The 18,533-nt window shown below is 74.6% G+C and carries 14 protein-coding genes and 1 pseudogene; 3 read left to right on the top strand and 12 right to left on the bottom strand.

Going from position 1 to position 18,533, the window contains the following annotated elements; all coding sequences use genetic code 11:
- Window positions 1–35: 35 nt before the first annotated feature.
- Window positions 36–230: a hypothetical protein gene (locus tag AC5WAM_RS38295; RefSeq protein WP_495520435.1), complete on the bottom strand. Its 195-nt coding sequence runs from the start codon at window positions 228–230 to the stop codon at window positions 36–38.
- 99 nt (window positions 231–329) lie between these two features.
- Window positions 330–1,244, bottom strand: coding sequence for a LysR family transcriptional regulator (locus AC5WAM_RS38290; protein ID WP_495520434.1), 915 nt, complete (start codon window positions 1,242–1,244; stop codon window positions 330–332).
- Window positions 1,245–1,315: 71 nt separating this feature from the next.
- Here AC5WAM_RS38290 and AC5WAM_RS38285 point away from each other — a divergent pair, with 71 nt between their 5' ends.
- The gene (locus tag AC5WAM_RS38285) at window positions 1,316–2,233 is read left to right on the top strand and encodes a dihydrodipicolinate synthase family protein (protein ID WP_495520433.1); all 918 of its coding nucleotides are present in this window, start codon (window positions 1,316–1,318) and stop codon (window positions 2,231–2,233) included.
- Window positions 2,234–2,236: 3 nt separating this feature from the next.
- Here the strand turns inward: AC5WAM_RS38285 and AC5WAM_RS38280 are convergent.
- The 5 genes and pseudogenes from AC5WAM_RS38280 to AC5WAM_RS38260 all read right to left on the bottom strand — a co-directional run.
- Window positions 2,237–2,962 (bottom strand): annotated as a pseudogene (locus AC5WAM_RS38280) (helix-turn-helix domain-containing protein); the annotation flags it as partial.
- Window positions 2,963–3,270: 308 nt separating this feature from the next.
- Window positions 3,271–4,017, bottom strand: coding sequence for an alpha/beta fold hydrolase (locus AC5WAM_RS38275; protein ID WP_495520432.1), 747 nt, complete (start codon window positions 4,015–4,017; stop codon window positions 3,271–3,273).
- Between the two features lie 96 nt (window positions 4,018–4,113).
- Window positions 4,114–4,659, bottom strand: a complete 546-nt coding sequence (locus AC5WAM_RS38270; RefSeq protein ID WP_366792482.1) for a dihydrofolate reductase family protein — start codon at window positions 4,657–4,659, stop codon at window positions 4,114–4,116.
- A 116-nt stretch (window positions 4,660–4,775) separates the two neighbouring features.
- Window positions 4,776–5,648: a haloalkane dehalogenase gene (locus AC5WAM_RS38265; RefSeq protein ID WP_495520431.1), complete on the bottom strand. Its 873-nt coding sequence runs from the start codon at window positions 5,646–5,648 to the stop codon at window positions 4,776–4,778.
- A gap of 408 nt (window positions 5,649–6,056) precedes the next feature.
- The gene (locus AC5WAM_RS38260) at window positions 6,057–6,647 is read right to left on the bottom strand and encodes a TetR/AcrR family transcriptional regulator (protein WP_495520430.1); all 591 of its coding nucleotides are present in this window, start codon (window positions 6,645–6,647) and stop codon (window positions 6,057–6,059) included.
- Between the two features lie 248 nt (window positions 6,648–6,895).
- Here AC5WAM_RS38260 and AC5WAM_RS38255 point away from each other — a divergent pair, with 248 nt between their 5' ends.
- Window positions 6,896–7,837, top strand: a complete 942-nt coding sequence (locus tag AC5WAM_RS38255) for an alpha/beta hydrolase family protein (RefSeq protein WP_495520429.1) — start codon at window positions 6,896–6,898, stop codon at window positions 7,835–7,837.
- Window positions 7,838–7,976: 139 nt separating this feature from the next.
- Window positions 7,977–8,639, top strand: coding sequence for a class I SAM-dependent methyltransferase (locus AC5WAM_RS38250; RefSeq protein ID WP_366792478.1), 663 nt, complete (start codon window positions 7,977–7,979; stop codon window positions 8,637–8,639).
- Between the two features lie 167 nt (window positions 8,640–8,806).
- Here the strand turns inward: AC5WAM_RS38250 and AC5WAM_RS38245 are convergent, their stop codons facing one another.
- The 5 genes from AC5WAM_RS38245 to AC5WAM_RS38225 all read right to left on the bottom strand — a co-directional run bounded on the left by AC5WAM_RS38245 (window position 8,807) and on the right by AC5WAM_RS38225 (window position 18,511).
- On the bottom strand, window positions 8,807–9,859 hold the full coding sequence (locus AC5WAM_RS38245; protein ID WP_495523742.1) for an HAD-IIIC family phosphatase: 1,053 nt from the start codon (window positions 9,857–9,859) through the stop codon (window positions 8,807–8,809).
- Between the two features lie 89 nt (window positions 9,860–9,948).
- A complete protein-coding gene (locus tag AC5WAM_RS38240) occupies window positions 9,949–11,169 on the bottom strand; it encodes an acyl-CoA dehydrogenase family protein (RefSeq protein ID WP_495520428.1) in 1,221 nt (406 codons plus the stop codon).
- Between the two features lie 7 nt (window positions 11,170–11,176).
- Window positions 11,177–11,446, bottom strand: a complete 270-nt coding sequence (locus tag AC5WAM_RS38235) for an acyl carrier protein (protein ID WP_495520427.1) — start codon at window positions 11,444–11,446, stop codon at window positions 11,177–11,179.
- Window positions 11,446–12,354, bottom strand: coding sequence for a 3-hydroxyacyl-CoA dehydrogenase family protein (locus tag AC5WAM_RS38230; protein WP_366792477.1), 909 nt, complete (start codon window positions 12,352–12,354; stop codon window positions 11,446–11,448). The genes AC5WAM_RS38235 and AC5WAM_RS38230 overlap by 1 nt, the downstream gene beginning before the upstream one ends.
- 28 nt (window positions 12,355–12,382) lie before the next feature.
- Window positions 12,383–18,511, bottom strand: coding sequence for a type I polyketide synthase (locus AC5WAM_RS38225; protein WP_495523741.1), 6,129 nt, complete (start codon window positions 18,509–18,511; stop codon window positions 12,383–12,385).
- Window positions 18,512–18,533: the final 22 nt, after the last annotated feature.

Raw genomic sequence — 18,533 nt, 5'->3', positions numbered from 1 at the left:
GTTCACCCGTCGTACGACGCCGCGTCACGGCACGGTCAGTAGACGACGGTGCACCAGCGGTTGAAGGCGCACGCCTCGCCGTCGCCCTCCGTCCCGCGCCTCGCCTGCGCGGCGGTCGAGGACGTCGGATCACCGCCGGCGCTCCGCGGCCGGGGAGGGGGCACGGCGCCGAGGGGGCGGCGGGGCGCGGGGTCCGCGTGCGGTCCGTTGATCACATCTTTCGCAGGCATGCGTACTTCAACGACCGTGCGGAAAGCGAGGACACGCGCGCCGGGCCGTCGCCGCCGTGCGCTCCTGCCGTGCGGGGAGGGCGAGTTGGTCCGCGTGCGTCAGGCGGCAGCGCTCCCCGCCGTCACCGCCGCCTTCGCCGCGGCCACGAAGGCGGCGATCGCCGGATGGCCGGCGCTGCCCGCGCGGAAGGCGACCTTCGAGCGGCGGAACAGGGGCAGTTCGGTCAGGACCAGGCCCTCGGGCCCCTGCGCGGTGGCCGTTTCGGGTACGAGGCCGGCGCCCTGGCCGGTGGCGGCCAGGGCCAGGACCGTGCGGAAGTCGTTGACCTGGTGGCGGATGCGCGGCTGGAACCCGGCAGCCTGGCAGGCGCGCACGGCCATGGCGTGGCCGGTGGTGCCGTCCCGCGCGGTGATCCACGGGGCGTCGGCGTAGGGCCCGAGCAGCTCCGCCAGGGTCTCGCCGCGGCCGGCGGCCCGGGTCGCGGCGCTGGTGACGAGGTACATCGGCTCGTCGACCAGGGGGATCGCGTCGACCGTGGTGTCCGGTGCCGCGGGCACGAAGTCGTAGTCGTGGACGAGGGCCACGTCGAGCTCACCGGCCCGCAGGCCGTCGGAGACGCGCGCGGAGTCGATCTCCCGCACCATCGGCTCCAGCGCGGGATGCCGTCGGGCGAGCTCGGCCAGGGCCGGGGGCACGAGGGTGTGGCCGCCGGAGGGGAAGGTCCCGATGCGCAGCGGCCCGCCGACGCCCTCCCGCGCGCTGGCCAGCTCGGAGACCGCCACCTCAAGGCGTTGGAGCACGGCGTCGGCGTGGGTGACGAGGGTCCGGCCCGCGGGGGTGAGCACCACCCGCCTGCCGCTGCGTTCCAGCAGGGGCACGCCCGCCTCGCGCTCCAGGACGCCCAGTTGCTGGGAGACGGCGGACGCGGTGAAGGTCAGCGCCTCGGCCACGGCGGCGATGGTGCCCCGCCGGTCCAGTTCGCGCAGCAGGGAGAGACGACGCACATCAAGCATAAGTTCAGCTTAGGCATGGGGAGAGAAATCAGAAATGGATCTACCGGGTCCGGGTGCGCCAGGGTTGAGCCATGAAGCCCGAACCGAACTTCCACGGCCTGTACGTCCCCTTGGTGACTCCCTTCACCGACGACCTGCGCCTGGCTCCCGACGCGCTCGCCCGCCTCGCCGACGAGGCGCTCTCGGCCGGTGCCTCCGGGCTCGTCGCCCTCGGCACCACCGCGGAGGCGGCCACGCTGTCCGAGGCGGAGCGGCAGACGGTGGTGCGCGTCTGCGCGGCCGCCTGCCGGGCGCACGGCGTCCCGCTGATCGTCGGGGTCGGCACGGGCGACACCGCGGCCGCCATCGGATCGCTGCGCGCGCTCGCGGCCACCGGCGACGCGGCCGCTGCGCTGGTCCCCGCGCCGCCCTACGTCCGGCCCGGCGAGGCGGGGACGGTGGCGCACTTCACCGCGCTGGCCGCGGAGGGCGGCGTGCCGCTGGTCGTGTACGACATCCCGTACCGCACGGGGCAGCCCTTGAGCGCGGGCACGATCGCCGCACTCGGCAGGCTGCCGGGAGTCGTCGGGACCAAGCACGCGACCGGCGCGATCGACGCGGCGACGGTGGAGCTGCTGGGCTCTCCCCCGCCCGGCTTCGCCGTGCTCGGCGGGGACGACGCCGTCATCTCACCGCTCGTCGCGGCGGGCGCGCACGGCGGGATCCTCGCGTCGGCCAACCTCCGCACCGCCGAGTACGCCGAACTGATCGCGCTGTGGCGCCGCGGCGCCGCCGGGCCCGCTCGCGCGCTCGGGGCGGATCTGGCCCGGTTCTCCGCCGCCCTCTTCGCCGAGCCGAACCCGACCGTGATCAAGGGCGTGCTGCACGCCCAGGGGCGCATCCCCAGCGCGGCCGTCCGGCTGCCGCTGCTGCCCGCCTCCCCCGACGCGGTCCGCCGGGCCCGGGACCTCGCGCGCCACCTGCCCCGGCGCGATCCGGCCCTGGTGTGACGCACCGGCCGAGGGCGCTTCGGGCTGCGGGTGGAGGAACTCCCGGGCCTGGACCGCGGCGCGGGCGATGCCCTCGCTGACGAAGTCGGCGAAGCGGGCGATGCTCTCCAGGCGCGCGGCGGCCGGGGTGCCGGTGCCGAGGACGCCGATGCCCTGGCGTGCGGTCGTCCCGAGCTGGGCGGCGCTGCGCGCTCCGGCCATCGTCGACTGGTACCAGACGTCGTCGTCGACGACGTAGCGCTCGCGGCGGCGTTCGTCGCGCTCCCGGCGGACGAGGCCCTGGCTGTCGAGGAACGCGACCGCCTTGGACACGGACGCCGGGCTGACCTGGAGGCGCCGGACGAGTTCGGACGCGGTGAGGCTGCCCGTGTCGGCGAGGGTGAGGCAGGCCATCACCCGGGCCGTCATCGTGGGCATGCCCGCCGCCATGAGGACGGTGGTGAACATCTCCTCGTACGCGTGCACCGCCTCGGCGTCGCGTCCGTAGGGCTGCGGGGACACCTCCGCCCCGCGGGACGCGGTCTGTCTGCGCCGCCGGGCGCGGCGCTCGGTGGCGCGGTGGGCCAGGTCGGCGCGGTAGGTGGTGGGGCCGCCGTTGCGCATGACCTCGCGCGTGACGGTCGAGGTCGGGCGGTCGAGACGGCGGGCGATCTCCGCGTAGGCGAGGCCGTCGGCCAGTCCCAGCGCGATGTGCTGGCGCTCCCGCTGGGTGAGTCTGCCTCCCGGCATCGCGGTCTCCTTCGTGCTCCGTGGTGCCTCCACCGTAGAGTCCGCGTTCGTTCCAGTGCAACGATCAGGGCACTGTCGTTGCATGGGAAGTACGGGCATTGCAACGCGAGTTGGTCTCTAGCTGGGCAGATGGAAGCTCGATGCAACGAATGCGGCGGGGCGAGCCTTGAACACAACGTAGCGTTTCCAGATGAGGAAACAGGTGGGGAAACAACCGCCGAGGTCGCCTCCGCGGTCCGGCTCGCCGCCGGGCTCGCGGAGGACGGGGTGCCCGCGCGGACGGCGCGCGCCCGCCCCGTACGGACTCGTCAGACGACGTGTTCGGCGAAGACCCGCGGGTTGTCGAGCATGATGTTGTGCCCGGCGTCCGGGACGGTGACGACGCGGACCCCTGCGGCTTCCAGTTCGGCTCTGCCGGTGAGCGGCTGGGAGCGCGCGCCGAGCAGGACCGTGCGCGCGATCGTCAGCTCGGCCAGCAGGTCGCGGGCGCCGGGGGTGGTCCCCGCGCGCAGGCCGAAGGCGCTGCGGTGCAGGGCGACGGGGTCGGCCAGGCGCAGGGTCGCGGCCCACAGCGGTTCGACCCGCTCCAGGAACCGGGCCATCCCGCTGTCGGCGAACTCCCGCTCGGTGAAGGCGGTGATGCCGAAGGCGCCGGGTGCGGGCGGAGGCACCGGGTCCAGGGCGGGTTCGGCCAGGACGAGGCGGGAGACCAGGTCCGGCCGCCGGGCCGCCAGCGCGATCGCGACGGCGCCGCCCATGCTGTGGGCGACGACCTCGGCGCCTTGGATGCCCGCGCCGTCCAGGGCCCGGGCCACGGCGTCGGCGTGGTCCTCAAGGCCGTAGCCGAAGTCCGCGGGCCGGTCGCTGAGGCCGAAGCCCAGCAGGTCCAGCATCAGGGTGCGCCGGCCGGTCAGCGGCGGCAGCGTCATCGCGTGGGTGAAGTAGGCCGCCGCCTGTCCGCCCGCACCGTGGAGGCAGACCCGGGCCGGTCCGTCCCCGGCGATCTCCACCCAACGGATACGGGCGCCGCTCGGTCCGGCTTGCGCGTCTCGCATGATTCCTCGCCTTCGGACGGGCCGCCTCGGCCCGGTGGGGTGTGCCGCGGCGACGGGTCCGCCCGCCGCCGTGGTCGGCGGACGGACCCGTCGCCGTCAGACCGGCTGGTAGCTCAGGTCCAGGACGCCGGTGGAGAAGGCCGTCGAGCGGGTGAGCCGGAGCGGCACCCTCTCGGAGCCCTCGGGGAAGAGCCGCGTCCCGGTCCCCAGCACGATCGGGTGGACCAGCAGGCGCAGTTCGTCGACGAGCCCGGCCGCGATCAGGGTGCGGGTCAGGCCTATGCTGCCGGTCAGGGTGATGTTCCCGCCCGGCTGCTGCTTGAGCTCCTTGACCGCGGTGACGACGTCGCCTTCGATGACTGCCGAGTTGTTCCAGTCGGCGCCGGTCATCGTGGTGGAGGCGACCAGCTTGCGGATGCCGTTGATGGCGTCGGCCAGCTCACCGGTCTGCTGCGGCCAGACGGCGGCGAACGACTCATAGGTCTTGCGGCCCAGGAGCAGGGTGTCGGCCCCGGCGTACATCTCGCCGACGGCGGCGTCCATCTCGTCGCTCATGTACGGGAAGTGCCAGGTCTCCGGCGCCTCCACGACGCCGTCGAGGGAGATGAACAGCCCGGTCACGATGGTGCGTTGTGCGGTCATGCGGTTCCTCCTGGTGGTGAGTCGTCCTTCGGGTCCCGCCGAGCCTCGTCGGGCGCGGGGCCCCGGTCCGGCGCGCCGGCCGCGCCCGGCCGGAGTGCCCCGGTCCGGCGGGTGGCTCAGCGAAGCTTGTGGTGGTGTGCCCAGGCGGTGACGGCGGCGGCGATCGCCTGAGGCTGGTCCTCCGGGGTGTGGTGACCGGCGACGGCGTCGCTGTGCTCGATCTCCAGGGCGGCGACGTTCTCCGCGCACCAGTCCACGAGCGCCGGGCCCATCATGGTGCCGGGCCCCGGCGCGAAGGTGATGAGGAGCTTGGGGACGTCCTGACTGGTCGCCAGCCAGCTGTCGTAGGCCTCGATCCTGGCCACGACGTCGGCGGGTTCACCGCCGAGCGGCATCGAGCGCGGCCACTGGAGCAGCGGCCGGCGGCTCTCCCGCGTGGGGTAGGGGCGGCGGTAGACGTCCAGGTCCGCCGGGGCGAGCGGGGTGGCGACGGTGCCGGGCAGCGCCTGCTCGATGAAGGCGTTGTCGTCGAGGATCATGGCCTCGCCGACCTGGGGCGTCTTGATCGCCTGGAACAGCGGGCGGCCGCCCTCGGGGAACTCCTCCCACGTCATGGGTTTGACGATGGTCTCGGTGAACGCGATGCCCCGCACGCGCCCGGGGTGGCGGGCGGCCCAGTCGAAGGCGAGGGCGCCGCCCCAGTCGTGGCCGACCAGGACCACCTGGTCGAGGCCGAGCGCGTCGCACCAGGCGTCCAGGTAACGGGCCTGGTCGGCGAAGGTGTAGGCGATGTCGGGCTTGCCGGACTCCCCCATGCCGATCAGGTCCGGGGCCAGGAGCCGGCCCGGTCCGCCGACGGCGGGCAGCACGTCCCGCCACAGGTGGGAGGAGGTGGGGTTGCCGTGCAGGAAGACCATGGGCGCACCGGCGCCGGGTTCGCCGAGTTCCCGGTGGAACATGGTGGAGTCGAGTACGGGCTGGACAGGCACGCGAGAGCCCTCTCCCTGGTCGTTGGTGGGCGTTCGTTGACGGCCGGTTCACCGGCGTGGCGAGGAGGTGACCCGGAGGTCGTCGAGGCAGCGGCGGGCCGTCAACTCGCCGCGCGACAGGTCTGCTTGGCACCGTGGCCGACCGGCTCGGACACGAGGCAGTGCGATGACGCGGGGTGAAGGCCCCCGCCCCCGGGCCAGTTCGCGGCCCGGGACGGAAAGCTATGTTGCGTTCACAGGCGAGTCAAACAATTGAACGCCCCTCTACGGCATTTCCCCAGGTAGAACGCCATTAACCGTTGCAACTGATGTGCCGGTGAACGCAATCGGACCGGCCGGGTTAGGCAATGACCTGACGATGAACGCACACCGACCCGCGCCCTGCCGCGAAGGACGGGACCCGCGCGATCAGTGCGCCTGGCGCAGGCCCGCGACGAGGAGTGCGACCAACTGGCGGGGGTCGTAGCGGGGGTCGTTCTCGGCGCCGATGCAGAGGTTCCCGATGCCGCGCATCAACGGGTAGGCGTCGAGGCCGGGCCGGATCTCGCCCGCGGCGGCGGCAGCGTCGAGGAGTTGGGCGCACACCGGCAGGAGGCGGTCGAGGAAGTAGGCGTGCAGCGCCTCGAAGCCGGCGCTGTCGTTCCGCATCGCGGCGGCCAGGCCGTGCTTGGTGACCAGGAAGTCGACGAACAGGTCGACCCATTTCCCGAGGGCGGCGTGCGGGGTGGGGCCCGCCGCCAGCAGGGCCGGGCCCGCCTCGGCGCAGGCGTCGACCTGATGGCGGTAGACGGCGATGATCAGGTCCGCCCTGGTCGGGAAGTGCCGGTAGATCGTGCCCATCCCGACCCCGGCCTCGGCTGCGATGTCGCGCACCGGGGCCTCCACCCCCGAGGCGACGAAGACGGCGGCCGCCGCGTCCAGCAGTGCCTGCTGGTTGCGCCGGGCGTCCTTGCGCTTGGGCCCCGCCGCGCCGCCCTCGTCCCGGCCGCTGTCGTTCACCGCGGACTCCTCTCGAACCGAACCGAACTCGAACCGAACCTTGCGAAGCGGAACAGCGCTCCGTATCGTTAGTGGAGCAACGTTCCGCTTTGTTCATGATGCCAGAGCGGGGGGGTGCGGCCCCGAGGGCCGCCGCGCGCCCCCCGTGCCCTCCGGCTCCTGCTCCCGCGCCGCCCCGGCACCCCCGCGTGCCGGGCGTACAGCGCCGCGTACACCGACACGTACACCGAACGGAAGCGCTCACCGACATGCCCCACGCACCCACCACACCCGTACAGAAGATCGCGCGCACACCCGCCACGGTGGTGTCCGCGAAGCCCGTCGTCCTGCCCGCCCCGGGCCGCGGCGAGGACCTCCAAGTCCGCGTGTCAGCCCCCGCGACGGGCGGTGACCTGCCCGTCGTCGTCTTCTCGCACGGCTTCGGCTGGTCGATGAACGGCTACGCACCGCTCGCCGACCACTGGGCCGCGCACGGCTTCGTGGTCGTCCAGCCCACCCATCTCGACTCCAGGACGCTCGGCATCCCCGCCGACGACCCCCGTACGCCACGGATCTGGCGCATCCGCGTCGAGGACCTCACGCGCGCCCTGGACGGACTCGACACGCTCGAAGCCGCCGCACCCGGCCTGAGCGGACGCGTCGACCACGACCGCGTCGCCGTGGCGGGCCACTCCTGGGGAGCGCAGACAGCGAGCACACTGCTGGGCGCGCGCGTCCTCGACGCCGACGGCACACCCGGCGAGGACCTGTCCGACCCCCGCGTCACGGCGGGGGTGCTGCTCGCGCTCACCGGGCTCGGCGACAGCCTGACCCCGTTCGCCGTCGAGCACCTCCCCTTCATGAGGCCGTCCTTCACCGACATGACCGCGCCCGCGCTCGTCGTCGCCGGGGACAGCGACGACTCCGCCCTGTCCACGCGCGGACCGGACTGGTTCACCGACGCCTACACGTACAGCCCGGGCGACAAGAGCCTGCTCACTCTGTTCGGGGCGGAGCACTCCCTCGGCGGCATTCCGGGTTACGAGGCCGCCGAGACGACCGACGAGAGCCCTGCACGGGTCGCCCTCCTCCAGCGGCTCACCACCGCCTTCTTGCGCGGCGCCCTCCACCCCGAGGACACCGTTTGGCGGGATGCGGTCACGGCACTGGAGAAAGACCCCGAACCGCTGGGGAAAGTACAGAGCAAGTGAGCCCGCTCCCGCCCCTCTCGCGCAGCGGCCGAAATGCCCCCAGGCGCTGCTGAATTGACCCACAAGGACCGGCACTCGGTGTTACGCTGAATCGGCAGAATCCCCATTTTGTGCGCCGCGCAGAGAAGGGCACCGCCCCATGGCTCACCAGGTCGATTCCACCGACACACTCCTCTCCTACGTCCGTGACGTATCTCTACGGGACGACGACATCCTCAGAGAGCTGCGGGAGGAGACGGCACTGCTGCCCGGTGGTGCGGCCCTGCAAGTCATGGCGGAGGAAGGCCAGTTACTGGGCCTGCTCGTCGGGCTCGTCGGCGCCCGGGCCGTGCTGGAGATCGGCACCTTCACCGGATACAGCACCCTGTGCGCGGCCCGGGCACTCCCCGCCGACGGCAAGGTCGTGACCTGCGACATCAGCGACCGATGGCCGGACGTCGGCATCCCGTACTGGAAGCGGGCCGGCGTCGACGACCGGATCGACCTGCGGGTCGGGGACGCGGTGGACACCCTGGACGGGCTACTCGCCGAGCGCGGTCCCGGCGCCTTCGACCTCGTCTTCATCGACGCCGACAAGGTCAACTACCGCACCTATTACGAGAAGTCGCTCGCCCTCACCCGGAGCGGCGGTCTCATCGTCATCGACAATACGCTGTTCTTCGGCCGGGTCGCCGACCCGGAATTCGACGACGCCGACACGGTGGCCATTCGTGAATTGAACGCGGCGCTCGCCGACGACACGCGTGTGGATATGTCGCTGCTCGTGATGGCGGACGGCATCACCCTCGCCCGTAAACGCTGAGGACACGGTCGACGGAATGGCCCGGTACGAGTGGCGCTCGTACCGGGCTTTCCCGTTTCCAAGTCACGTTCCAGCCCGGATATCCAGACCGGCCCTCCGGGATGGGTTTCCAGACCGGGTTTCCGGGACGGGTTTCCAGACCGGGTTTCCGGGACGGATCCTTCCTTCTAGCTCAGGTCCACCGCGTTCACCGTGATCGTCGTCGATGCCGGGCGCCGCTCGGGGCGCAGATGCAGGCGCTGGAGGTGCTCGTCCGGCGCCTGCGGGAGCGTCGCCACGCAGGAGCAGGGGTCGTCGTCCGCGAAGCCCGCGAAGCGGTAGGCGATCTCCATCATGCGGTTGCGGTCGGTGGGCCGGAAGTCGGCCACCAGATGGGTGCCCGCCCGGGCCGCCTCGTCGACCAGCCAGTTGAGGAGGGTGGCGCCCGCGCCGAAGGACACCACCCGGCAGGAGGTGGCGAGGAGCTTGAGGTGCCAGGCCTGCGGTCGGCGCTCCAGGAGCAGCACGCCGACCGCGCCGTGCGGGCCGAACCGGTCGGTGAGCGTGACCACCAGGACCTCGTGATCGGGGTCGGTGAGCAGCCGCCGCAGATCGGCGTCGGAGTAGTGCACACCGGTGGCGTTCATCTGGCTGGTGCGCAGGGTGAGTTCCTCGACCCGCGACAGCTCCTCGCCGGTGGCGCGGCTGATGCGCATGTCCAGGTCGAGGGAGCGCAGGAAGTCCTCGTCGGGCCCGGTGGCCTCGGCGCGGGCGGCCTCGCGGCGGAACCCCGCCTGGTACATCTCGCGCCGCCGCCGGGAGTCCACCGTCCGCAGGGTCGGGGTGAACTCCGGCAGGCCCGGCAGGTCCAGGGCCGCGTCGGCCGGGTAGCAGCGGACCTCGGGCAGGTGGTAGGTGACCTCGGCCCGCTCGGTGGGCTGGTCGTCGATGAAGGCGATGGCGCTGAGGGCGAAGTTGAGGGTGTCGGCTATCCGGCGCACGGACTGCGACTTGGGGCCCCAGCCGATCTGCGGCAGCACGAAGTACTCGGCGAGGCCGAGCTTCTCCAGGCGGGCCCACGCCGCCTCGTGGTCGTTCTTGCTCGCCACCGACTGCAGGACGCCGCGGGAGTCCAGCTCCACTATCACGTCCCGGACGGCGTCGGGCAGGGTCACCTCGCCGTCCTCCAGGAGGGTGCCCCGCCACAGGGTGTTGTCGAGGTCCCAGACCAGGCACTTCAGTACGGGAGCGGGGGGCGCGGCGGACGCGTCGCGCGTCCCCGTCGTCACCGCGGTCGTGTTCGCTCTGGTGGTCGTCACTCCGGTTCCCTTCACGCGCTGCTGAGGACGTGCCGCGCCAGCATGAGCTGGCACATCTCGTTGCTTCCTTCGATGATTTCCATCAGCTTGGCGTCGCGGTGGGCGCGGGCCACGGGGTGGCCGTCCTGGGCCCCGGCCGAGGCCAGGACCTGGACGGCGGTGGCCGCGCCGCGGGCCGCGTTGCCCGCGCTGACGTGCTTGGCCAGGACGGTGGCGACGACCTGGTCGGGCGAGCCCTCGTCCCAGCACCGCGAGGCGTGCTCGCAGGCCCGCGTCGCCGTCTGCTCGGCGGCGTACAGCTCGGCGAGATGGCGGGCCACGAGCTGGTGCTCGCCCAGCGGGGCGCCGAACTGCTCCCGGGTGGCCGCGTGCCGGGCCGCCGCCGTGAGACAGCCCCGCAGGATGCCCACGCACCCCCACGCCACGGACATGCGCCCGTACGCGAGGGCGGTGGTCACCAGGAGCGGCAGGGGCAGCGCCGCGCCGCCGAGCACATGCGTCGCGGGCACCCGCACCCCGTCCAGGGAGATGTCGGCGTGCCCGGCCGCGCGGCAGCCGAGCGGGTCGGCGACGCGGGTGACACGGACGCCGGGGGTGTCCGCGGGCACGACCACCGCCACGGCGTCGTCCCCACCGGCCGCCCCCGGGCCCGTGTCCGCGTGCCCTGCGTTCTCCGGGTGCTCAGTGTGCTCTGCATGCTCCGGGTGCTCTGGGTGCTCTGTGTACTTGCCGAACAGGACGAGGAGGTCGGCGTAGTGCGCGGCGGTGACCCAGACCTTGTGGCCGTCGAGGACGACCGTGTCGCCCTCCCGGCGGACCCGGGTGGTCATCGCGGAGAGGTCGCTGCCCGCTCCGCGCTCGCTGAAGCCCGCCGCGGCGAGCTCGCCGCCGGTGAGCCGGGGCAGGAACGCCGCCTGCTGCTCGGGGGTGCCGAAGCGCTCGATCGTCCAGGCGGCCATGCCCTGGGAGGTCATGACGCTCCGCACCGAACTGCACAGGCTGCCGACGTGCGCGGTGAACGCGCCCGCCGCCGCGCTGTCCAGGCCCCAACCGCCGTACGCCGCCGGGACCTGGGCGCACAGCCGTCCCTCGGCGCCGAGGCCGCGCAGCAGGTCGACGGGCAGCAGGCCCGCGCGGTCCCAGGCGTCGGCCTCGGCGGCTATCAGGCCGGTGACGGCGGCGCTGGCCTCGTGCAGAGCGGCCGGGGCGCCCGGGCCCGAGGGGGCGGTCATCGGGCGGTCACTCACCGGCTCCCCCGTCCGCCGCCCGGAGCCGGCCGACGAGCGCCGTCATCGACGCGACCGTACGGAAGTTGTCCAGGCGCAGATCGGCGCCGCGCACGGAGACGCCGAACGACTTCTCCAGGTGGACGACCAGCTCCATCGCGAACAGCGACGAGAGGCCGCCGGAGGCGAACAGATCGACGTCGGCCTCCCAGGAGCGCTTGGTGCGCGCCTCCAGGAAGCGCATGATCTCCTTCTCGGTGGCCCCGGTGTCGAAGCTGTTCATCAGTTCTCCTCCTGATACGCGTAGAATCCACGGCCGCTCTTGCGGCCGAGTTCGCCCCGGCGGACCTTGTCGAGCAGCAGGTCGCAGGGGCGGCAGCCGTCGTCTCCGGTGCGCTGGTGCAGGACTTTCAGGGAGTCCACCAAGTTGTCGATGCCGATGAGGTCGGCGGTGCGCAGCGGCCCGGTGGGATGGCCGAGGCAGCCCTCCATGAGGGCGTCGACGTCCTCGGCGGTCGCGGTGCCCTCCTGCACCACCCGGGCCGCGTCGTTGATCATCGGGTGCAGGACGCGGCTGGTGACGAAGCCGGGGGCGTCGCGCACGACGACCTGCTGCCGCCCCAGCGCGGTGAGCAGCGCGCCGGCGGCGGCCATGGTCGTGCCACCGGTCCGCGCGCCCCGGATGACCTCCACGGTCGGGATGAGGTACGGCGGGTTCATGAAGTGGGTGCCGATGACGTCCTGGGGGCGCTCGGCGTACCCGGCGAGTTCGTCGATGGGAATGGACGAGGTGTTGGAGATCAGCGGGGTGCCGGGGCGCACCCGTGCCGAGACCTCGGCGAGCGCCTTGGCCTTGAGTTCCGTGACCTCCGTGATGGCCTCGATGACGGCGGTGGCGTCGCCGACGCCGTCCGTGCCGACGGCCCGGGCCAGGGCTCCGGTGGCGGCGCCCGCCGGGAGCCGTCCCATGAGCTGGGCCATGCGCAGCTCGCGGTCGATGTCGTCCTGGGCCCGGTCGAGCCGCTCGGCGTCGACGTCGACGAGCAGGACCGGGACGCCGTGCCCGAGGGCGAGGGCGGTGATGCCCACGCCCATCACCCCGGCGCCGAGGACGGCGATCCGGTGCGGGCCGTGGCCGGTGTGCGGGTCGGGGGCGTGCGTCTCGGGGGCGGTGGGTGGCGCTTGCGTCATGCGCCTCTCCTAGGTCGCTGATGGGTGGTCAGGGCGTGGTGCGGGGTGGGAAGTCGACGGCCTCGGCGAGCCAGTCGGAGACGGCGTCCGCGGTGGTGGTGACGTGCTCCTCCATCAGGGAGAAGTGGTCGCCGGGCACGTCCACGACGGCCCGCGCGGTGGGCCAGGTGGCGCGCCAGTCACCCGCGTCGGGGTCCGGTTCGCCGAGCGGCTGCGAGGCGCGGACGAGCAGGGTGGGCGCCTGCACGGCCGGGGGTGTCCAGGTGTCGAGGAGGCGGAAGTAGCGGCCCATGGCGGTGAGCCGGGTGCCGTCCATGGGGGTGGCGCGCTCCTCGCGGGCGAACATCCCGCCGACCAGGACGTCGTTGAACTGCGTCATCCCGGCGTTGTCCGACAGATACGTGTCGAGGAGGACCACGGCGGCCGGGCCCGCGCCCAGCTCCTCCAGACGGGCCGCGACGCCGTGCGCGAGCGTGCCGCCGGAGGAGGAGCCCAGCAGGACGAGGGGCCGCCCGCCGAGCTCCGCGCGCAGGGTCCTGGCCTGGAAGTCGAGCAGCGCGGCCAGGTCGGCGGGGACCGGTTCGCCGGGCAGGAAGCCGGGGGCCGCGAGGGCGCTGACGCCGTACCGGCCGCGGAACCGCGCGGCGAAGCGGGCGTACTGGTGGGCGCCGCCGAGCGCGACGACGGAGCCGAAGCAGACCAGTTCCGGGGCGCCGTCGCGCGGGCACAGGCGGAGCAGTTCGGGCTTGGCCGGCGCCGCGAGGAGTTCGGCGCCGGTGCGGAAGTCGGGGCGCAGCGCGGCGGCGTTCTTCAGGAGGGCGATGCCCTCGTCGACGCGGCCGAGTTCGCAGGCCTGGCGGAAGAGGGTGCCGACGGGGTCCGTGGCCGGACCCGGCGCGGGTCCGTCGGCGGCGGCCGGTTCCGCTTCCTGCGCCAGGTCGCCGCGGAGCCGCTCGGCGAGACGGGCGGGGGTGCCACTGTCGAGGACCGTGGTGGGGCGCAGCCGCAGGCCGGTGCGGGCGGCGAGCCGGTTGCGCAGCTCGACGGCGGTGAGCGAGTCGAAGCCGACGGAGAGGAACGCGTCCTCGGCGCCCAGGGCCTCGGGCGTCGCGTGGCCGAGCACGTCGGCGGCCTGGGCCAGGACGAGGTCGAGGAGGATCCGCCCGTGCTCGTCCGGCGCCGCGGCGGCGAGGCGCTGCCGCAGCGGCGCGCTGTCGGCCGCGGGGCGGGGCCCGGTGGGAGCCGCCTTGACGAGGGCGCGCAGCAGCGGCGGCACGGCCTGGCCGCGGTAGGCGGCGAGGTCGAGGTGGACGGGGACGAGGACGGGCTCGTCCAGGGCGAGCGCGCGGTCGAACAGGGCGGCGCCCTCCTCGGCGGACAGGCCGCGCACGCCGCTGCGGCGCATGCGCCGCAGGTCGGTGTCGGACAGCTCGGCGGTCAGGCCGCTGCGCTGCTCCCACAGGCCCCAGGCCAGCGAGGTGGCGGGCAGGCCGAGGCGGTGGCGCTCCGTCATGAGGGCGTCGAGCGCGGCGTTGGCCGCGGCGTAGGTGGACTGGCCGGGGCTGCCGAAGACGCCCGCGGCGGACGAGTAGACGACGAAGGCCGTCAGGTCGGCGGCCCGGGTCAGGTCGTGCAGGTGCCGGGCCCCGTCCGCCTTGGGCCGCAGCACGGCGCTCAGCCGTCGGGGCGTCTGCGCGTCGAGCAGCCCGTCGTCGAGGACGCCCGCGGTGTGGACGACGGCCCGCAGCGGGTGCTCCGCGGGGATGGCGTCCAGGGCCTGGGCGAGGGCCGCGCGGTCGGCCACGTCGCAGGCCGTGACGGTGACGTGGGCGCCGGACTCCCCCAGTTCCCCGGCCAGTTCGGCCGTGCCCGGTGCCTCGGCGCCCCGGCGGCCGAGCAGCAACAGGTGGCGTACGCCGTGCCGGGTGACCAGGTGGCGGGCGACGATGCCCGCGAGGACGCCGCCCCCGCCGGTCAGCAGGACGGTGCCGTCCGGGTCGAAGGCGGGGCTCCCGGCGGCGGGGGCTACTGCCGCCCGCGCGAGTCTCGGCGCGTACAACATGCCCTTACGGAGCGCGAGTTGGGGCTCGTCAGTGGCCAGTGCCGCGTGCAGGGCGGCGGCCGTGGCGGCCGGGTCGTCGGTGTCCAGGAGGACGAAGCGCCCGGGGTGTTCCAGCTGGGCCGCGCGCAGCAGTCCCCAGACGGCCGCGCCCGGCACGTCCACGGGCTCGGTCCCGGGTCCGGCCGCGCCCCGGGTCAGGACCACGAGCGGAGCCGACGCGGCCGCGGGGTCCGCAAGGCGGGCGCGCAGCCGCTCCAGGACGCCCGCCGTTGCGGTGTGCACGGCCTCGGGCCCCTCGGCCCCGGCGCGGGGCGGGCAGGGCAGCAGGACCGCGTCGGCCTCGCCAGCGTGCGCCTGCGCGAAGTCGTCCGGCAGGAGCCGCGCGTCGCGCTCGCCGAAGAGCGCCCAACGCGCCCCGGGCGCGGGCGCGGCGGGCCGCTCGACCGGCGACCAGTCGACGCGGTACAGCGAGCGGTCGGCGACGCGCAGCCCGTCGTACGACGCCGCGCGCAGCGTCAACGCGCCGATGTCGGCGACGGTCCGGCCGTCCTCGGTGGTGACGCGCACCGTCACGGCGTCGTCGCCGTCGGGCCGCAGGGCCACGCGCAGGGTCCGTCCGGTGCCCGGGCCGAGGGTGACCCGGCTCCACGAGAACGGCAGCGGTACGGCGTCGCCGGTGGCCCCCGTGGTGCGCAGGCCGGTCGTCTGGAGGGCGGCGTCGAGGAGCGCCGGGTGGGCCACGGCGAACGTGTCGGGCGTTCCGTCGGGCAGGGTCACCTCCGCGTAGAGGTCGTCCCCGTGTCCCCAGGCGGCGCGCAGCCCGCGGAAGGCGGGCCCGTACGCGACACCTCGGGAGGCCATGGCCTCGTACAGGTCGTCGACGTTCAGGGGTGCCGCGCCCGCCGGGGGCCAGGCCGTCCGGCCGGGGGCCGCCCGCTGCGCCGGGGCGGGGGCGAGGGCGCCGCCCGCGTGCTGGGACCAGGGCTCGTCCGCCGCCGCGTCCTCGGCCCGGGAGTGGAAGGCGAGCGTGCGCCTGCCCTCGGTGTCGGCCGGGCCCACGGCGAGCCGGAGGTGGACGCCGCGGACCGCCTCGTCCCCGTCGGGCAGGAGCAGCGGCGCGGCCAGGGTCAGCTCCTCGACCTGGGCGCAGCCGAGCAGCGCGCCGGCGTGCGCGGCCATCTCCAGGAAGGCCACGCCGGGCAGCAGGACGGCACCGGCGACGGCGTGGTCGGCGAGCCAGGGGTGGGCGGCCACCGAGAGGCGGCCGGTGTAGAGGGTGCCGCCGTCCGGCAGGTCCACGGCCGCGCCGAGCAGGGGGTGCCCGGCGGCGCTCTGGCCCGTCGAGGCCGGGTCGCCGGAGGGGGCGGGCGCGTCCAGCCAGTAGCGCTGCCGCTGGAAGGCGTACGTGGGCAGGCCGACGCGGCGCGCGCCGGTGCCCTCGTAGGCGGGCCGCCAGTCGACGGGGAGCCCGGCCGCGTACGCCTCGCCCAGGGCGAGCAGCAGGCGGCGCGGGCCGCCGTCGTCGCGGCGCAGCGTGCCGATGACCTCGACGTCGGCGGTGTCCGCGTCCGCCGCCGTGTCCGCGATGCCGTAGGTGAGCGTGGGGTGCGGGCTCACCTCGACGAAGGTGCGGTGGCCGGCGTCGAGCAGGCGGCGCACGGCCGCGTGGAAGCGGACGGGCTCGCGCAGGTTGCGGAACCAGTACCCGGGGTCGAGGTCGTCGGCGGTGAGCCAGTCGGCGTCGACGGCGGAGAGCAGCGGGATCGCGGGCGTGCGCGGGGCGATGTCCGCGAGCGCGGCGTGCAGTTCGTCGCGCACGGCGTCGACGGCACCGGAGTGGGACGCGTAGTCGACCGGGATGTGGAAGGCCATGAGGCCCTGTCCGGTCAGGTCGGCGACGAGGTCGTGGACGGCGGCCGCGGAACCGGCGACGACCACGACGCGCGGGCCGTTGACGGCCGCGACCGACACCTCGCCGCCGCGCGCGGCGAGCAGTTCCTCGGCCTCGTCGCCGGACATCATCAGGGTGGCCATGCCGCCCCCGCCGGTGACACGGGCCAGGGCGCGGCTGCGCAGGGCGACCACCCGGGCGGCGTCCTGGAGGGTCAGGGCCCCGGCGACACAGGCCGCGGCGACCTCGCCCTGGCTGTGGCCGACGACCGCCGCGGGCTCGACGCCGTACGAGCGCCACACCTCGGCGAGGGAGACCATCACGGCGAACAGCGCGGGCTGGAGGACTTCCACGCCGTCGAGGAACGGCGCGTCGTCCTCGCCGCGCAGCACCCCGCCGAGCGACCAGTCCAGGTAGGGGGCGAAGGCCTGCTCGCACTCCGCCACGCGGGCGGCGAACACCGGGGAGGCGTCCAGGAGTTCAGCTGCCATGCCGGGCCACTGGGCGCCGAGCCCGGGGAAGACGAACACCGCTTTGCGGCCGCCGCGCGGGGCGGTGCCCGTCACGCCGTCGGTGAGCGGCTCGCCGCGCGCCAGCGCGCCGAGCCCGTCGAGGAGCGCGCCGCGGTCGGCGCCCACGACGACGGCGCGGTCGGCGAACCGGGAGCGCCCGGTGGCCAGGGAGAGGCCGATGTCGGCGGGGCGCAGGGCCGGGTCGGCCAGGACGTGGGCGTGCAGGGCGGCGGCCTGGCCGCGCAGGGCCGCCGGGCCCTTGGCGGACAGCGGCCAGGCGACGGGGCCCGCGGGCGCCGCGGGCTCGCCGTGCTCCTCCGCCGATTCCTCGGGCGCCTGTTCGAGGACGAGGTGGGCGTTGGTGCCGCTGGCCCCGAAGGAGGAGACCCCGGCGCGGCGGGGGCGGTCCGTCGCGGGCCACGGCGTGGCGGCGGTGAGCAGCGAGACGGCGCCCTCGGTCCAGTCGACCTGCGGGGTGGGCCGGTCGACGTGCAGCGTGCGCGGCAGCAGGCCGTGGCGCAGGGCGAGGACCGTCTTGATGACGCCGCCGACTCCGGCGGCGGCCTGGGTGTGGCTGAGGTTGGACTTGAGCGAGCCGACCCACAGGGGCCGCCCGGCGGGCCGGTCCTGGCCGTAGGTGGCGAGCAGGGCCTGCGCCTCGATGGGGTCGCCGAGGACGGTGCCGGTGCCGTGCGCCTCGACGGCGTCGACCTCGGCGGGGGCGAGTCCGGCGCTGTCCAGGGCCTGCCGGATGACGCGCTCCTGGGCGGGGCCGTTGGGGGCGGTCATGCCGTTGCTCGCGCCGTCCTGGTTGACGGCGGAGCCGCGGATGACGGCGAGCACGGGGTGGCCGTGCCGCCGGGCGTCGGAGAGGCGCTCCAGGAGGACCATGCCCGCGCCCTCGCCGAAGCCCGCGCCGTCGGCGGCGGCGGAGAAGGACTTGCTGCGCCCGTCGGGCGCCAGGCCGCGCTGCCTGCTGAAACCGACGTAGAGGCCGGGCGTGGCCATCACGGTCACGCCGCCCGCGAGGGCCAGCGTGGCGTCGCCGGAGCGCAGGGCCTGGCAGGCCAGGTGGATGGCGACCAGGGAGGAGGAGCAGGCGGTGTCGAGGGTGACCGCGGGGCCTTCGAGACCCAGGGTGTAGGCGACGCGGCCGGAGGCGACGCTGGCGATGGAGCCGGTGCCGAGGAAGGCCTCGAGTTCGTCGGGGACCCGGTCGAGGCGGGAGCCGTACTCGCTGTAGATGACGCCCGCGTAGACGCCGGTGCGGCTGCCCTTGAGGGAGCGCGGGTCGATCCCGGCGCGCTCGACGGCCTCCCAGGAGGTCTCCAGGAGGAGGCGCTGCTGGGGGTCCATGGCGAGGGCCTCGCGCGGCGAGATCCCGAAGAAGCCCGGGTCGAACGCGCAGGCGTCGTGCAGGAAGCCTCCTTCGCGGGTGTACGAGGTGCCGGGCGCGTCCGGGTCGTCGTCGTACACGCCGTCGAGGTCCCAGCCGCGGTCGGCGGGGAAGGCGGTGACGGCGTCGCGCTCCTTGACGAGCAGCTCCCACAGGTCCTCGGGCGAGCCGACGCCGCCGGGGTAGCGGCAGCTCATCGCCACGACGGCGACGGGTTCGCGGGAGGCGTCGGCGAGGCCGCGGATCTCCCGGCGCAGCCGCTGGTTGTCGAGGAGGGAGGCCCGCAGGGCCGCCACCACCTGGTCGTCGGTGGACATG

This window comes from Streptomyces sp. JLYT201 (assembly GCF_059448825.1).
The sequence above is the reverse complement of the archived record's forward strand: the minus strand, read 5'-3'. Positions and strand labels throughout refer to the sequence as shown.

Bases quoted from the DNA above. Each gene is read 5' to 3' on its own strand.
- AC5WAM_RS38295 (WP_495520435.1), bottom strand. From the start codon at position 230: ATGCCTGCGAAAGATGTGATCAACGGACCGCACGCGGACCCCGCGCCC.
- AC5WAM_RS38290 (WP_495520434.1), bottom strand. From the start codon at position 1,244: ATGCTTGATGTGCGTCGTCTCTCCCTGCTGCGCGAACTGGACCGGCGG.
- AC5WAM_RS38285 (WP_495520433.1), top strand. From the start codon at position 1,316: ATGAAGCCCGAACCGAACTTCCACGGCCTGTACGTCCCCTTGGTGACT.
- AC5WAM_RS38275 (WP_495520432.1), bottom strand. From the start codon at position 4,017: ATGCGAGACGCGCAAGCCGGACCGAGCGGCGCCCGTATCCGTTGGGTG.
- AC5WAM_RS38270 (WP_366792482.1), bottom strand. From the start codon at position 4,659: ATGACCGCACAACGCACCATCGTGACCGGGCTGTTCATCTCCCTCGAC.
- AC5WAM_RS38255 (WP_495520429.1), top strand. From the start codon at position 6,896: ATGCCCCACGCACCCACCACACCCGTACAGAAGATCGCGCGCACACCC.
- AC5WAM_RS38250 (WP_366792478.1), top strand. From the start codon at position 7,977: ATGGCTCACCAGGTCGATTCCACCGACACACTCCTCTCCTACGTCCGT.
- AC5WAM_RS38240 (WP_495520428.1), bottom strand. From the start codon at position 11,169: ATGACCGCCCCCTCGGGCCCGGGCGCCCCGGCCGCTCTGCACGAGGCC.
- AC5WAM_RS38235 (WP_495520427.1), bottom strand. From the start codon at position 11,446: ATGAACAGCTTCGACACCGGGGCCACCGAGAAGGAGATCATGCGCTTC.
- AC5WAM_RS38230 (WP_366792477.1), bottom strand. From the start codon at position 12,354: ATGACGCAAGCGCCACCCACCGCCCCCGAGACGCACGCCCCCGACCCG.